This window comes from Streptomyces sp. NPDC088252, assembly GCF_044740965.1.
Taxonomy (GTDB): domain Bacteria; phylum Actinomycetota; class Actinomycetes; order Streptomycetales; family Streptomycetaceae; genus Streptomyces.
In genome coordinates this window covers 143,378-157,657 of the sequence record NZ_JBIURS010000018.1, presented here as the reverse complement: position 1 = coordinate 157,657, position 14,280 = coordinate 143,378, and the positions used below count along the sequence as shown (strand labels likewise).

The window sequence follows — 14,280 nt, the reverse complement described above, 5'->3', positions numbered from 1 at the left end:
TTATGGGGCTGACTCTGGGGCAGGCCGGGCAGTTGGCGGACCAGCTGCTGTCGGAGCTGCAATCCCGCTCGGGCCTGGTGACGAAGGGGGTTTCCTACTACAAGGGCGAGCACCCTCTCCGCTTCGCCAGCGAATCCTTCCGGAAGCACTTCGCGAAGCAGTACGCGGGCTTCTCCGATAACTGGACGCTTCCTGTCGCCGACGCTCCTGTGGAGCGACTGACGGTGACTGGCGTCAAGGCAGCTGGAGAGACCCGATCCCACGCCGATTTGTGGTCGGTGTGGCAGCGCAACGGGCTGGATGCGGAGTCGCAACTCGGGTTCCTCGGTGCGGGCACCGGCGCCAGGGCGTTCGTACTCGTGTGGGGAGACCCGGACGACGAAGAAACCCCCGAGGTCACGGTCGAGGACGCACGCCAGGCGGTCATTGCTTACGAGCCGGGCTCCCGCCGCAAGCGTGTGGCGGCGCTCAAGTCGTGGCAGGACGGGCAGCGGGTGTACGCGACGCTCTACACCAAGACCGAGGTGTGGAAGCTGGAGCGCGCGGTCAGCCCAGAGCCCTCCAAATCGCCGTCCATGCAGTCTGTAGAGGAGCTGGGCCGGGACTTCGAGCTGAGGGATACGGGTAACGCGCCGAACCCCCAGCCGAACCCGATGGGTGTCGTGCCGATGGTCGAGCTGCCCAACCGGCCGCTCCTGGCAGACGACCCGATCAGCGACGTCGCGGGCGTGATCGCCATGCAAGACGCGATCAACTTGCTGTGGAGCCAGCTTTTCACCGCCTCGGACTTCGCGTCCTTCCCTCAGCGCCTGATCCTCGGCGCCGAGGCGCCCAAGACACCGATCCTGGACAAGACCGGGCAGGTCATCGGCGAGAAGGCCGTGGATCTGGATAAGTTCGCCGTGGACCGAGTCCTGTGGATTGAAGGGGAGCAGGCCAAGGCCGCGAACTGGCCGGCCGCGAACCTGGAGGCGTACACCAAGGTCATTGAGGTTGCGGTCGGGCATATCGCCGCGCAGACGAGGACCCCGAGCCACTACCTGATCGGCCGTATGGCCAACCTCAGCGGTGACGCCTTGGTGGCGGCGGAGACCGGCCTGGTGAAGAAGGCCAACGAGAAGCAGCTCTGGTTCGGAACGGCGCTCCGGGAGGTGTTCCGGCTGATCGCGCTGGCCCGCGGCGAAGACAAGCTCGCGCGGGGCCTTGCCGGGGGCCAGATGCTGTGGGCTGACGCCGAGTCCCGGAATCAGGCCCAGGCTGCCGACGCGTTGCTGAAGTTGCGCCAGATCGGGTTCCCCTTCGAGTGGCTGGCTCTGCGCTACGGACTCAGCCCCACGGAGGTTGCCGACCTGGTTCGGATGCGCGCCGAGGAGGCGGAGCTCGACCCGGCCGCGCAGATCCTCGGCGTCCGTCCTCACGACCCCATGGCGCCTGACGGGCAGGCCACCGACCAGGCAGCCTCTCACGTCAGTGTTGATCAGCTGTTGAGTGCGGTGTCGACCCCGTGAGCTTGGACCAGGCACTGGAGCGCACGGCAGTGCGGCAGCGGGAGATCGAGCAGGCCGCCCGGATCGTGCAGGGCGAGATGCTGTACTGGCTAACCCGCCTCGACCCCGGCGACCTGCTCGGGTCCTGGTTCGGTGAGGTGCTGCCGGGGCTGTACCGGTCGCTGATGGCCGGGCAGGCACGGGCAGCCGGCGGGGCGGGTGAGTTCGTCGCGGAAGCCGCGGCGCTGATGGGCCTGGACGCGTCGACCGCGTACCGGGTCGTCCCGGCCGCGTTCGCCCGGTCCGCCGCAGACGGGCGGCCGCTCACGACCATGCTGACCACACCCGTGCTGCGGGCCCGGCTCGCAGTCGAGCAGCGCGGCCAGTCGCCGGTCTGGGCGCTCGGGCAGGCTCGCAACAGCATCTTGCTGATGGGGTCATCCGAGACGATCGATGCCGGTCGCAGGGCGGCGCAGACTGCCATGGCGGGCACCCGGTCGGTCACCGGGTACATCCGGTGCATCAACGCGGGCGCGTGCAAGCGGTGCGCGGTTCTCGCGGGGCGCTGGTACCGGTGGAACGCGGATTTCCTGCGGCATAAGCGGTGTCAGTGCTACGGCACCCCGGCCGGAGGCGACGGCCGCGATCGAGCGCGCCGCAGCCGGAACTGGCGCACGGACCCGGCCGCCTACTTCAACCGCCTGTCCGCCTCGGACCAGGTGCGGGTCTTCGGACGTGGTGGCGCGGAGGCGATCCGGGCCGGTGCGGATATCGGCCAGGTCGTCAACGCCCGACGAACCGCGGCGAGTCTGCGGCGGGCGACAACGACTGACGGGCAGCGCATCGTCACCACGGTCGAAGGCACCAGCCGCCACTCATCGCACTTCGCCCGTGTCCGGCGGGAGCTGGAGCAGATCGAGGGCCGGCCGATGAGCCGAACCCGGCTCACCCCCGAGTCCATTTTCCGCCTGTCGGCGGACCGGCAGGAGCTTGTGAGGCTCCTCGGTCGCCACGGCTATCTCGTCCGCTCCAGTGCGGACATCGCCCGCCTGTAGCGCGGGCTCACAGACCCGGCGCGCCGCAACGGCGCACCGCTTTCACCCCCGCAATGGGAGATCACGATGGACATCACCACTCTGCCGCGCCATGCCCGCACGGGGCTGTACGCGGTCGGCTGGCGCAAGGCCCGCACGGGCGAGACCGGCCCTCAGCCGATCTGGCCGATCCTCGGAGGCGCCCCGGGCGATGACGAGGACGACGACCAGGACGACGGTGCTGACGACAGCGGCGACGCTGACGACGGCGACGAGGATCAGGAGCCGGACGGCGCCGACCAGCTTGGCGACGCCGGCAAGAAGGCCCTCGACTCAATGAAGGCCAAGGCCCGGACGGAGCGGGAGCGGCGCAAGGCCGCCGAAGCTGAGCTCGCGCAGTTCAAGGCGGCTGCCGCCAAGAAGCCCGTGGACGACGGCTCCGGCGACCCGCCGGACCTGGAGCAGCTGCGGGCGGACGCCCGAGCGGAGGCGAAGGCCGAAGGGCTGCGCGATCGGGCCCTGGACCGGCTGGAGGCGCGGGCCGCGAGGAAGTTTGCGGACCCGGAGGACGCCCGCGCCCACCTCGCCCGCCGAGTCGAGGACTTCATCGACGGCGACCACATCGACACCGAGGCGATCGCCGAAGCCCTCGACGAGCTGCTGGACGCGAAGCCGTACCTGGCGCTCGACCCGCTCGCCGGGAAGCGGTTCAAGGACGGCGGGGACGGCGGCGCACGACCGGGCCAGTCCCCGAAGGGCCAGCTCACCGAAGCCGAGCTGGCGAAGCTCACCCCCCAGCAGATCGTCGCGGCCAAGGCCGAGGGCCGTCTCGACAACCTGCTCGGCAAGACGAAGTAGACCGAGGGCCGCCGCCGTGCGGCCCTTTCTCATGAAAGGGGCCCACGGTGGCCATCACGCACTTCATCCCGACTATCTGGTCTGCCCAGATGACCATGCAGTACTGGGAGACCGCGGTGTTCGCGCCGCTCGTCAACCAGGAGTACACGGGGAACCTGACCAGCGGAAACAAGATCAAGATCTCAGGTGTGGTCCCGCCCGCCATCAAGGACTACAAGGCGGCCGGGCGGACGACCACGGCCGACGACATCACCGACACCGAGGTCGAGGTCGACGTCGACCAGGAGAAGAACTTCGACTTCTACGTCGACGACATCGACAAGGCCCAGGCGGCCGGGACCATGGACAAGTACTCCCAGGCCGCGTCGCTCGGTATGGCGGAGGATGCCGACAAGTTCATCGCCGGGCGCCTCGTCACCGGAGCCACCGCCATCCCGAACACGGACCCGATCCTGGACGGTGACGACGCCTTCGACGTCATCGCGGACCTGGTCCTCATGCTGAACCAGGCGCACGTCCCCGCGGCCGGCCGCATCATCGCGATCAACGCCATGTTCCACCGGCAGCTCATCGGCGCCAGCTCGAAGCTGACCGATGTCGCGGTCAGCGGCGACCCGCAGGGCCTGCGACTGGCCACGGTCGGCGGTCTCCTCGGCTGCCGCATCATCACCTCCGAGAACATGCCGGTCACGGCACGCCCCCAGGCCGTCGCCTTCAACAAGGACACCTGCGCCTACGTGTCGCAGATTCAGAAGGTCGAGGGAATGCGCGCGCAGAACAAGTTCGCGGATCGGCTGCGTGGGCTGCACGTCTACGGCGGCAAGGTGATCCGCCCGGAGGCGTCCGCGAAGTACACCGCCGCCCCGTAATCCGCCCCCTCGACAAGCTGACCGAGCAAGGAGAACTGATCGTGAGCAAGCTCCAGATTGTGACCAAGGCGGCCAACGGTCGCTTGGCTCCCGTGTCCCCGGACAACCCGCTGCCCATGGTGATTGCCGACGGCGGGGCGGCAGCGTTTGCGGCATCGACCGAACAGGGTGTGGCTGTGGAGGACGCGCCCTCCGGTGCGACCAACGCGCAGATGCGGGCCACCGTGAACGAGTTGCTGGCCTCGCTGCGAGGCGCGGGACTGATCGCAGATGGCGCCCCGGGCGACGAAACCGAGTAGCTCCGTTCCGGTGAGAGGAGGGTGTGATGCTGCCACCGCTGGCCACCGAGGCCGATGCGACGGCTTACGGGTACACCCTGCCGGAGAGCCGGGATCCTGCCGGTCTGCTGGCCCGCGCGAGTGCGCGGGTACGGCGGGCGGCCGGACGGGGCGCGCTCACTGCGCAGACCGCCACGGTGCGTCTGTCGGTCAGCCGCGGGCAGGTAGCCCTGCCTGGGGCGCCGATCCTTTCCGTGTCTGAGGTCGTGGCCGTCGAGCCGGATGGCACCACGGGCCCGGTGGCGGGGTGGCAGTGGGACGGGGAGGAGCATCTTTTCGTCCCGCGCTGCCGAACGGACCGGGTCGAAGTGACGTACCGGCACGGCTTCGAGCAGATCCCTGACGGACTGGTCGAGCTCGTGTGCCAGATCGCGTACCGGCTCAGCCAGCAGCCAGCGCAGGGCGAGGGCATGATCCGCCAGACCAGCGTGGACGACTACTCAGTGACCTACGCATCCGAGCAGATCGCGGCCGCCGGCGACCTGATGCCCGGCGAGCTCCAGGCGCTCAATGCGGTGCTGGGCACGCCGGGCGTCTACCTGGTGAAGTCGAGGTCGCGGTGAGCGGGGCCGGGGAGACCGCGGCCGAAGGCCAGGCGCTCGCCGAGTCGCTGATGACCGACCGGTGCCTCATCGAGGAAGTGCCAGTGGTGACCACCACCGAGGACGGCCGCGACGTCGCGGTGCCGGTCGTGATCTACGACGGCAAGTGCCGAGTCAAGCCCGCGTCCACGGCGGTGGTGACGCCGTCGGTGAACGCCACCTCTCAGACCTGGCAGTACAAGGTGTCCATCCCGCTCGGACCCGAGCCGCTGCGGTCCGGGCTGCGGGTGACGATCACCGAGTCGTCCGATCCCACGCTGGTCGGTATGCCGCTCCAGCTCAGGAATCTCGATCGCGGCAGCCACATCACGGCTCGCCGCATGTGGTGTACGGAGGTGTCCCGGTGACGGTGATCGTGACTGGTGCGCGGGAGACCGCCGCTGCGCTGATGGCGTCCATCGCGCTGATGGAGCGGAACGCGACGACCGCGGTGGCGGTGACGGCCGGGAAGGTCAAGCGCACCGCGGCGCAGCGGATCAGCGGGCACGCTCACCTGCCCGCGTACCCGTCCAGCATCACCTACGACGTGACCCGTGGTCCGGCCGGCCCCGAGGCCGAGATCGGACCGGACAAGGGAAGGCGGCAGGGTCCGCTCGGCAACATCGTCGAGTACGGCACCCGGAACAACGCACCGATCCCGCACCTCGGTCCGGCGCTGGAGGAGCACGCGGACGACCTGATCCGCGGTGTCGAGATCGCCGTCTGGCAGGCGCTGAGATGAACGCCACCGATCGCCTGGTCGATGCTCTGCGCGCGGCTGGGCTGGCGGTGGGTGATGGACAGCCCCGTGATGTGCGGGGTGCGCTGACGGGCCGGTACGTGGTGGTACGGCCCCGTCAGGTGATGCGCGGTGAAGGGTCGATCGGCGCACCGAATGCGGATCGGGCGCCGGAGATCCAGATCACTGCGGTGGGGCCGTCGCGGCGGGCGGCGGACCAGGTCGCTGAGCAAGCTGAGGCGGTGGCGCTCGGCGACCTGGAGCCCCCAACCGGCTGGTCGTGGTCGCAGTGCGCGGTCTACGTGACCGGTACTGCGACGACGACCGAGCCCCTTACTGACCCGGCCACCCCCGAGGCCCCCACGTGGTTTCGGGTGGACGTCTACCGCTACTACCTGACCCCCGCATAGGAGGACCTCGTGGCTGACCACACGCCCGATCCGGACGCCCTGGTGGACATGGCCCACCCCGCCCTCCCCACGGCGCCACCGGTCCGCGTCACCCGTCGCCAGCTGGAACTGGTGTGGGAGGCACGCGGATGGCGGCAGACCGCCACCCCGGCCGAGCCGGACGAAGCACCCGAGGGCGCCCTGGTGCCCCCGGAGACAGCGGCCCCGCGCCGAAGGACCAGCCTCGCGGCCGAGGCCGCACAGAAGGAGAACTGACCATGCCTCGTTACGGCACAACCGGCAGGATCGGGATCGTGTTCGCGCCGACGGTCGCTGACCCGTCCAAGCCGACGGCGGCGGAGATTGCCGCTGGGACGAACCTGTCCGATCACGTCACCCGCGACGGGCTCAAGACCCCGTCGTCGGGCAACACGATCGACGCTGCGGACATCGGCAGCAGGTTCAACAAGACAGCGCCCGGTACCTACGGTGGCGACGCGGCGGAGATCACCGCCCACCGTGATTCTCAGGGCGCTGACGACCTCGCGTGGAACACCCTGGAGAAGGACGCCATCGGCTTCCTGATCGTCGCTCGGGCCGGCTTCAGCCAGGACGCCACCACCGGCCTGGGCTCCAAAAGCGGCGTCGCGAAGGCCGGCGACCGGGTCGAGGTTCTCCCGGTGACGGTGATCTCTCGCGCGATGAACGACACCGGTGACAACGAGACCAGCAAGTTCACGGCGTCGCTGGCGATCACGGGCGAGCCGGAGCAGGACGCTGTCGTAACGGCGACGGGGGGCTGACAGTGACGACGGACGTCCCCGCGACGTTCGCGAGCGACAGCGGGGCCCCCACAGCAGGGCCCCGCACCCTCGCGGACATCACCGCCCACATCCAGCGCCCGCGCGAGCGCGTACCGCTGTACCTCGACTCCGAGACCGCCTCACAGATCGCGGACGCCGAGGCCGCACTGGAGCGTGCCCGGGAGTACGACGAGACCACGAACCTCCCCGACACCGCGCCGGACATCGCCCGACACCTGCGGGACCTGGAGGACCAGGCTGAGGCGTCGAAGGTGGTGTTCGTGCTCCAGGCGGTGCAGCACCGGCGCTACCAGAAGCTGCGCGCGGCCTGCCCGCCTACTGAGAAGCAGGTCGAGGCCGCCGCGAAGGCCGCAGAGGCGGCCGGGCAGCCCGCCGGGGAACCGGCGTTCGACCCGGACGCGTTCGCGCCGGTCCTTGTGCGGGCCCAGCTCATCGACCCTGTGGTCGCCAGCGATGAGGAGTTCGGGGCCTTCTGGGAGGAGCTGTCGGACGGGCAGCTCAACCAGCTGTGGTCGACCGCGCTCACAGTGCAGCTGGGGGTGACGGACCCGGGCCCAAAATCCGAGCTCGCATCCGAAGTTCTTCGGAGCTTCGGGCTCAGCTGAGCTACTGCGCCCCGCGTGGCATCCCGTACAGCGTCTTCATGGGCCGTGTGCGGGGGCCAGGCGAACCGGAGTGGACCCAGGAAGACACCCTCCTCGCGGTCGAGTGGCAGCGCCTAGCTGACGAGACGTGCGGCGGGTGCGGGCACCTCCTGTCCGAGTCCCTGGACGAAGCGAACGAGTACGAGCCGCGCAGGATCACCTGCTTCGGCTGTCAGGCCAAGGAGAAGGCCGAGAAGGCCGCGGCGGAGCGCGAGGGTGCTGACCTATCCGGCCAGAAATTGACCGTCGTCTGGGCCGGGAAGCGCCCAGTGATCGGCTGACCAGCGGAACAACTTCATAGAGGGAGGCCGCCCATGGCGGAGCGCACTGTCCGGGTCCGCGTCATCGCGGACACGCTCGGTTTCGCTGCCGGGATGCGTGGTGCGGCCGGGGCGGCGGCCGGGTTCGGTCGCCAGGCCGCGGCCGCCGGGGCCGGGGTACGTGGGCTGACGGCCGCCACGGGCAGCGCCCGGCGCGGGATGACCGCCGTGGGGGCCGGTGCGCGTGGTGGCGCTGCGGGCCTGCGGGACGGTGCGACGGCTGCTGGTGCAGCTCGCCGCGGCCTGACGTCCGTGGGCAGCACGGCCAGCGGCATCGCGCCGGTCTTCGGGCGAATCGGCGCGGCCGCCCGGTCAGGGCTGGGGACGGTGCGGTCGGCGACGTCGTCCGTCATCGCCCCGGTCCGGTCGCTGGGAACGCTTCTCGCGGGCGGCGCGATCATCTACGGCCTCGCGGACATCGTCCACGAGGGCAACGACTACACCTCGGCGCTACTGAAATTCGGCGAGGTCACCCGCGCGTCCGGCGCCGAGATGAAGGCCGTCGGTCGCGAGGCCCAGGCCCTGGGCGCGGACATCCGGCTGCCCGCGGCCACAGCGGCCGGGGCCGCGGACGCGATGGTGGAGCTCGCGAAAGCCGGTCTCAGCGCGACGGACTCCATGCGCGCGGCGCGCGGCACGCTCCAGCTGGCCGCCGCCGCCCGTACAGACGTCGCCATGGCCGCCCGTATCGAGGGCGACATCATGGACCAGTTCGCCATGAAAGGGTCACAGGCCACCGTCGTAGCCGACACCCTCGCGAACACGGTCAACAACTCCAGCGGCGAGTTGATCGACCTGTACTACGCCATGAAGTACGTGGGGCCGGTGGCCCACGGCATGGGCGTCACCATCCAGGAAACCGCGACGAGCGTCGGCCTCCTGGGCAAGGCCGGCATCATCGGCGAGACGGCCGGCACGACGCTGCGCGGCATGCTCTCCCGGATGGCCGCGCCTACGAAGCAGGCGAAGAAGGGTCTGCATGAACTCGGTATCGAAGCCTTCGACTCCGCCGGGAAGTTCCGCGGCATGGAGTACGTCGTCGGGAAACTCGCCGAGGCGCACCACCACCTCACCCAGAAGGAATTCACGTCGGCCGCCGCCATGGCTTTCGGGAAGCCGGCGCTGAGCGGGGCGACCGCGCTGGCGCACCAGGGCGCCGAGTCTTTCGGCATTCTGGCGAGTCAGGTCGGCCGTGTCGGAGGTGCGGCCGATGTCGCCGCTGCAGAGTCCAAGGGGCTCGGCGGTGCCATGCGCACGCTCGGTGCACAGCTCAAGGGTGCTTTCCTCCAGGTCTATCTGGGCATTGCGCCGCCGCTGGAGAAGATCACGCGCGGCATGGGCAACTCCGTCGCGAACATGATCCCCAAGATCAAAAAGGGTGTGAAGATCGCCGCGACCCTGTGGGATGTCTACGGGCCTGCGGTCGAAAAGAAGCTGGCGGCCGCCGGCAGCGGTGTGAAGCGGCAGGCTACGAAGCTGGTTGAGCCGCTGAAGTCAGCCGTGACGACGGGGCTGGTGGCGGTGCTGCCGGTCCTGGCCGGTGCTGGATACGCCGTGGTGACGGTCTTCCAGAACGCTGCGCACGCGGTGTCGCCGCTGGTCGACGGGATCGCCGCCGTGGTCTCGTCCGTGTCGTCCGGGGCGGGCGCGCTGGGCATCCTGGGTGTGGCCGTGGGCGGTGCGCTCGCTCTGCTCGGGCAGGTGTCTGCTGTCCTCGGGCCGGTCGCGAGTCTGGTCGGTGGGATTGGGAAGGCGTTCGGGGCACTGCCGGGACCAGTACAGCTCGCGGTGCTGAGCATGCTCGCGATGCGACCGTTGCGCGGGCAACTGCAGGGCCTCCAGACCGCCGTGACCGGGTACGGCCGGGCGGGCGTAACCGCGTTCCGTGGGATCGGGGACTCGGCGCTGTATCAGCGGGTCATGGCGGCGAACGCCGGGCAGACGCTGGGCCGGTTCGGCGGATACGTCGCGGCTCTTGAGGCGCGTTCCCCGGCCATCGCGCGGATGGGGGAGGCATTCCGCGCGACGGCAGGCAGCATCCAGGCCGCCGGCGGGCGCATGAGCGGCTTCCGATCCGCTCTCGGCGGGGTCGCGGCTGCGGCAGGATCAGGCCTCACCTCCGGGCTCAAGGGCCTGGTCGGCTTCCTGGGCGGCCCGTGGGGGGTCGCGATCGCCGGGGCGATGATCGGCCTGAGCATGCTCGCCCGGCGCCAGCAGGAAGCCGCAGCGGCTGCGGCTGCCCACCAGCAGCGCGTGTCCGACCTGGCGAAAGCACTGCAGGACTCCAACGGCCGCGTCGACGGGGCGGTCCGGGCCACGGTCGTGCAGACCCTGGCTGACGCGAAGCTGCGGGACGGAAAGACTCAGCTCCTGGAGGTGACACGCAAGGCGGGCATCAGCGCCCGTCAGGTGACCGACGCCTACCTCGGCGAGGGTGCCAGCATCGGCGACCTGCGCAAGCAGTTGGACGCGTCAGCCGAGAGCCACAAGCGCGTCATTACCAACGGCCGTACCACGCAAACGGTTTACGACGCCCAGGGCAAGGCATACCGTGCGGCGTCCTCCGCGCTCGGTGACCTGAGCGGCGAATTCCCTGACGCACTCCGCCGTCAGAAGGACCTGTCTGAGGCGATGAAGGGTGGCGGGGATGCGGCGCTTGACGCGACGAACCCGACGGGGCGGCTGAACGAGGCGATTAAGACGCTCGCCCTCTCGACGTCCGACGCGGACACCAAATCGCGTGCGCTCCACCAGGCGCTCCAGCTGCTGTCGGGCGGGGAGCTCGACGCCCAGGCGGCCGTCGCCGGATTCAACGAGAAACTCGCGAGCCTGAAGGAGACGTGGAGCAACGTCGACCAGGCGAAGGGGTTCGGCAAGAACCTCGACGACATGTCGAAGTCGCTGATTTCGACCGACGGGAAGATCAACACCACGACGGAGAACGGGCGGAGGCTCTTTTCGCAGCTTCAGGACCTGAACTCCGGTGCGGCCGAGGCGGCGCAGAGCACATACGACCTGGCTCGTGCGAACGGGGATGCGGCCGCCCCGGCGTTGGCGAGGGCGTCCGTGCACATGGAGACGGCGTGGCAGGCCGCTGTAAAGGCCGGGGAGAAGTTCGGTCTCGCCAAGGATGACGCGATGGATCTCGCGAACGCCATGGGCTTCATCCCGTCGAACTTGGCAATCACTCTGGACACCCCTGGCCTGTCCAAGACCATGAAGGACCTGCTGTACGTACAGGGCCTGGCTGGCCATATCCCGCCGAAGTCGACGGTTCGGGTTTCCGCGCTGACGGACGACGCCACGAAGCAGCTCACCGGCCTCGGGTTCAAGATCCGTACTCTTCCGGGCGGCCGACAGGTGGAAATCACGGCGCCGACGGAGAAGGCAGCCGCTGCTCTGGACGAGCTGGTCCGGAAGAAGCTGCCCGGTATGAAGGTCGAGGTCGCGGCCGTCACCGGCAAGGCGCTGGCAGATGTGGAGGCGGTACAGAGGAAGGTCGCCTCGACGAAGGGCAAGACCGTCACGGTGTCCACGCTCACGGGCGCGGCGGAGAAGGCCCTGACCGACCTCGGGTTCAGCATCAAGCGGACCAAGGGCAAGCAGGTCACGATTACGATCCCGACCGGTGGACCGAAGGCGGCCACGGACGCGATCAAGGGCTACCTGGCCGGGATCAGGGACAAGACCGTCACGGTCAGCACCTACGAGCGGCATGTCTCGGTGGGCAAGCCGCCGTCCGGCTCGATGTACATGAAGTCGAGCGCGGACGGCAACATCTTCGAGGCCTACGCCAGGGGAGGTGTGCGGGAGCGGCACGTTGCGCAGATCGCACCGGCCGGAGCAATGCGCCTGTGGGCGGAGCCGGAGACCGGCGGGGAGGCGTATCTGCCTCTCAGCCCGTCGAAGCGGGGCCGTTCGACGGCGATCCTGGAGCAGGTGGCGCAGCGGTTCGGGTACCGGCTGCAGAAGTTCGCTGCAGGCGGGATCACGGCGTTCGCCGACGGCGGCGGGTTCAACTACACACCCACCGAGGCGTCGATCACGCTCGGCGCCGGCACTGGCATGGACCGGTACAACTCGGCTGTTACGAAGCTGAAGGACGCCTGGACCAAGCTCAACGCCGCCCTCGACGACCAGAAGAAGAAGATCCAGGCCGTGAAGGACGCCGAGAAGAACCTCGCGCAGGTCCGCAAGGGGCATCACACGACGAAGCAGCTGGCGGCAGCGGAGAAGAAGCTTCGCGACGCCAGGGCAGCGTCCACCAAGGCGAACGACAAGGTGAAGTCCAGCCGAGCAGCGGTGAATTCGGCGGACTCGGCGCTGGGGCTGAAGAAGGGAGCGAAGGCGCCGACGAGCTTCAACCTTGGGGCGTACCAGAAACAGCTGGAGAACGCGGCCAAGGCGAACGCCGCATGGGAGAGCAACCTCGCGAAGATCGGCAAGAGGGCCGGGGCAGACGTTGAGGAGACCCTGCGAGGCATGGGCGAGGAGGGCCGCTCGCTGGTGGGCGCGCTCGCGAAAGCGTCCACGAAGCAGTTCAACGCCATCGTGAAGAACCTCAAGGCCCTCGCCCCGACCGCCAAGGCAACGCTCGCGGACTACACAAAGCAGCTGACCGCGGCGAACACCCAGGGTGCGGCTTTCCAGGCCAACATCCTGAAGCTGGCCGGGATGGGGTACGGGGACCTGGCGGCGCAACTGGCCGCCCAGGGCGACGATGCCGCAGCGGCCGTCGCGGCTGCTGCGGTGAAGGACAAGACGGCGGCCGGAAAGGCGAACACGGCGGCGAAGTCGAACGCTGGGCTCCTCACGAGCGAGGACCTGGCGAACGCGGCAACACTCCTCGGGGTACTGCGGTCGAAGCCGGGCGCCGGTATCGCGGACGTCATCGCGGCAGGGCTGGACTGGGCGACGGTGCGGGTCCTGGCGCCGAAGATCGCGGCGCAGATCAAGGGCATCAACGGCTCGGACACGTTCCGCTCCCAGATGCAGGGTCAGGGGGTGGCGATGTCCAAGGGCGGCATCGTGCCGGACTCGTCGTACACGGTGCTCTCAGGTGAGCGCGGTACGGGTGGCGAGGCGTGGATCCCGCTCGGTGCAGGCAACCGGGCCCGATCCACCGCCCTGCTCAGCAGCGTGGCGGGAACCTTCGGGTATCACCTGTCTCCGATGCGGGGCGGCGGGGCCGGCGGGACAGTCGTTCAGCACATCACCAACCAGCGCACCGTGACGCTGAACGGCGCGAAGCAGTCCAGCGCCGAGCAGGCGAGCGACATCGTCCGGCACATGGCCTTCATCGGCTGACCTGAAAGGAGGCCACATGGCTATGCCCGGCCTGCAGCCCGGATACCGCTTCACCGACCTGCTCGTCCAGCTCGGCAGCGTGATCTTCGGGCAGGTCGACCAAGACGGCGTGCACTGGCACTGCGAGGACACTGAGGGCTGGGATTCGCCGGACTCGCGGGGCACACTGACGCAGCGCGAGGCTGACCACGGAGCGTATGCGGGGCCGGTGTACCTGAACGAGAGGGTCATCACCCTCACCGGGAAGGTCACCGCCCCGTCCGCCGCGGCGCTGGACGGGGCGATCGACCGGCTCAAAGTCGCGGCGGCGCTGACGGACACGACGCTGACGGTGTACGAGACCATCCCGAGACAGGCGACAGTACGCCGGTCTGGGCGGCCCCTGATGAAGCGGCTGACCGACCGGACGATCGAGTATTCGGTGCAGGTCACCGCGGATGATCCGCGGCTGTACGCCGCATCAGAGACGGTCACGGCGCTGCGCCTGCCTACCGTGACCGACGGGCAGACCTGGCCAGCCACGTTCCCGAACACCTTCCCTGCGGTGGTGGTCTCCGGTGACACCACCGTCACCAACGCCGGGACCATCGACGCGAGGCCGCGAATCGTGATCGCCGGGCCGGTGGTCCAGCCAGCCGTCACCGTCACCGGACCGGACGGCACGGCTGCGACGCTGCTGTACTCCGGGACGGTCAGCGACGGCGACTACCTGGATCTGGACTGCGACCTGCACACCGCCTACTACAACGGCACAGCGTCGCGCAGGTCCCTCGTCTCGGGCACGTGGCCAGTCCTCCAACCCGGCATCTCGGGCCTCGCGTTCCGGGCGGGCACGTACTCCTCCACCGCGACCCTGACCGTCGCCTACCGCTCCGCATGGATGTGACCGC

Annotated in this window: 15 protein-coding genes; all 15 read left to right on the top strand. The window is 69.3% G+C overall.

From position 1 onward, the window contains the following. Positions 1–2 precede the first annotated feature (2 nt). The 15 genes from ACIOHC_RS30670 to ACIOHC_RS30600 all read left to right on the top strand — a co-directional run bounded on the left by ACIOHC_RS30670 (position 3) and on the right by ACIOHC_RS30600 (position 14,276). Complete coding sequence (locus ACIOHC_RS30670) at positions 3–1,508, top strand: phage portal protein (RefSeq protein WP_389636325.1); 1,506 nt, start codon at positions 3–5, stop codon at positions 1,506–1,508. Continuing rightward, on the top strand, positions 1,505–2,542 hold the full coding sequence (locus tag ACIOHC_RS30665; protein WP_401844824.1) for a hypothetical protein: 1,038 nt from the start codon (positions 1,505–1,507) through the stop codon (positions 2,540–2,542). Before ACIOHC_RS30670 ends, ACIOHC_RS30665 begins: the two co-directional genes overlap by 4 nt. Positions 2,543–2,608: 66 nt before the next feature. Beyond that, positions 2,609–3,379 (top strand): hypothetical protein, encoded by a 771-nt coding sequence (locus ACIOHC_RS30660; RefSeq protein WP_389636327.1) that lies wholly within the window; start codon positions 2,609–2,611, stop codon positions 3,377–3,379. A gap of 47 nt (positions 3,380–3,426) precedes the next feature. Next, positions 3,427–4,248, top strand: a complete 822-nt coding sequence (locus ACIOHC_RS30655; protein ID WP_389636328.1) for a P22 phage major capsid protein family protein — start codon at positions 3,427–3,429, stop codon at positions 4,246–4,248. A gap of 41 nt (positions 4,249–4,289) precedes the next feature. Beyond that, positions 4,290–4,547: a hypothetical protein gene (locus ACIOHC_RS30650; protein WP_389636329.1), complete on the top strand. Its 258-nt coding sequence runs from the start codon at positions 4,290–4,292 to the stop codon at positions 4,545–4,547. Between the two features lie 26 nt (positions 4,548–4,573). Further along, positions 4,574–5,149 (top strand): hypothetical protein, encoded by a 576-nt coding sequence (locus tag ACIOHC_RS30645; RefSeq protein WP_389636330.1) that lies wholly within the window; start codon positions 4,574–4,576, stop codon positions 5,147–5,149. Further along, complete coding sequence (locus ACIOHC_RS30640; protein ID WP_389636331.1) at positions 5,146–5,535, top strand: DUF6093 family protein; 390 nt, start codon at positions 5,146–5,148, stop codon at positions 5,533–5,535. The genes ACIOHC_RS30645 and ACIOHC_RS30640 overlap by 4 nt, the downstream gene beginning before the upstream one ends. Continuing rightward, positions 5,532–5,909: a hypothetical protein gene (locus ACIOHC_RS30635; RefSeq protein WP_401844822.1), complete on the top strand. Its 378-nt coding sequence runs from the start codon at positions 5,532–5,534 to the stop codon at positions 5,907–5,909. The genes ACIOHC_RS30640 and ACIOHC_RS30635 overlap by 4 nt, the downstream gene beginning before the upstream one ends. Next, entirely contained in the window at positions 5,906–6,316 is a 411-nt protein-coding gene (locus ACIOHC_RS30630) for a hypothetical protein (RefSeq protein WP_401844821.1), read from the top strand. The genes ACIOHC_RS30635 and ACIOHC_RS30630 overlap by 4 nt, the downstream gene beginning before the upstream one ends. Positions 6,317–6,325: 9 nt before the next feature. After that, positions 6,326–6,571 carry a hypothetical protein gene (locus ACIOHC_RS30625; RefSeq protein WP_401844819.1) on the top strand — a complete coding sequence of 82 codons (246 nt, stop codon included), beginning with the start codon at positions 6,326–6,328 and terminating at the stop codon, positions 6,569–6,571. A 2-nt stretch (positions 6,572–6,573) separates the two neighbouring features. After that, on the top strand, positions 6,574–7,098 hold the full coding sequence (locus ACIOHC_RS30620) for a hypothetical protein (protein ID WP_351072197.1): 525 nt from the start codon (positions 6,574–6,576) through the stop codon (positions 7,096–7,098). A 2-nt stretch (positions 7,099–7,100) separates the two neighbouring features. Beyond that, positions 7,101–7,724: a hypothetical protein gene (locus ACIOHC_RS30615; protein WP_351072200.1), complete on the top strand. Its 624-nt coding sequence runs from the start codon at positions 7,101–7,103 to the stop codon at positions 7,722–7,724. Positions 7,725–7,762: 38 nt separating this feature from the next. After that, positions 7,763–8,044 carry a hypothetical protein gene (locus tag ACIOHC_RS30610; RefSeq protein WP_351072202.1) on the top strand — a complete coding sequence of 94 codons (282 nt, stop codon included), beginning with the start codon at positions 7,763–7,765 and terminating at the stop codon, positions 8,042–8,044. Positions 8,045–8,077: 33 nt separating this feature from the next. Further along, positions 8,078–13,390: a phage tail tape measure protein gene (locus ACIOHC_RS30605; protein WP_401844817.1), complete on the top strand. Its 5,313-nt coding sequence runs from the start codon at positions 8,078–8,080 to the stop codon at positions 13,388–13,390. A 16-nt stretch (positions 13,391–13,406) separates the two neighbouring features. Beyond that, entirely contained in the window at positions 13,407–14,276 is an 870-nt protein-coding gene (locus tag ACIOHC_RS30600; protein ID WP_389636339.1) for a phage distal tail protein, read from the top strand. The last annotated feature ends 4 nt before the right edge of the window (positions 14,277–14,280 follow it).

Bases quoted from the DNA above. Each gene is read 5' to 3' on its own strand.
- ACIOHC_RS30605 (WP_401844817.1), top strand. From the start codon at position 8,078: ATGGCGGAGCGCACTGTCCGGGTCCGCGTCATCGCGGACACGCTCGGT.
- ACIOHC_RS30670 (WP_389636325.1), top strand. From the start codon at position 3: ATGGGGCTGACTCTGGGGCAGGCCGGGCAGTTGGCGGACCAGCTGCTG.
- ACIOHC_RS30645 (WP_389636330.1), top strand. From the start codon at position 4,574: ATGCTGCCACCGCTGGCCACCGAGGCCGATGCGACGGCTTACGGGTAC.
- ACIOHC_RS30600 (WP_389636339.1), top strand. From the start codon at position 13,407: ATGGCTATGCCCGGCCTGCAGCCCGGATACCGCTTCACCGACCTGCTC.
- ACIOHC_RS30620 (WP_351072197.1), top strand. From the start codon at position 6,574: ATGCCTCGTTACGGCACAACCGGCAGGATCGGGATCGTGTTCGCGCCG.
- ACIOHC_RS30660 (WP_389636327.1), top strand. From the start codon at position 2,609: ATGGACATCACCACTCTGCCGCGCCATGCCCGCACGGGGCTGTACGCG.
- ACIOHC_RS30610 (WP_351072202.1), top strand. From the start codon at position 7,763: ATGGGCCGTGTGCGGGGGCCAGGCGAACCGGAGTGGACCCAGGAAGAC.
- ACIOHC_RS30630 (WP_401844821.1), top strand. From the start codon at position 5,906: ATGAACGCCACCGATCGCCTGGTCGATGCTCTGCGCGCGGCTGGGCTG.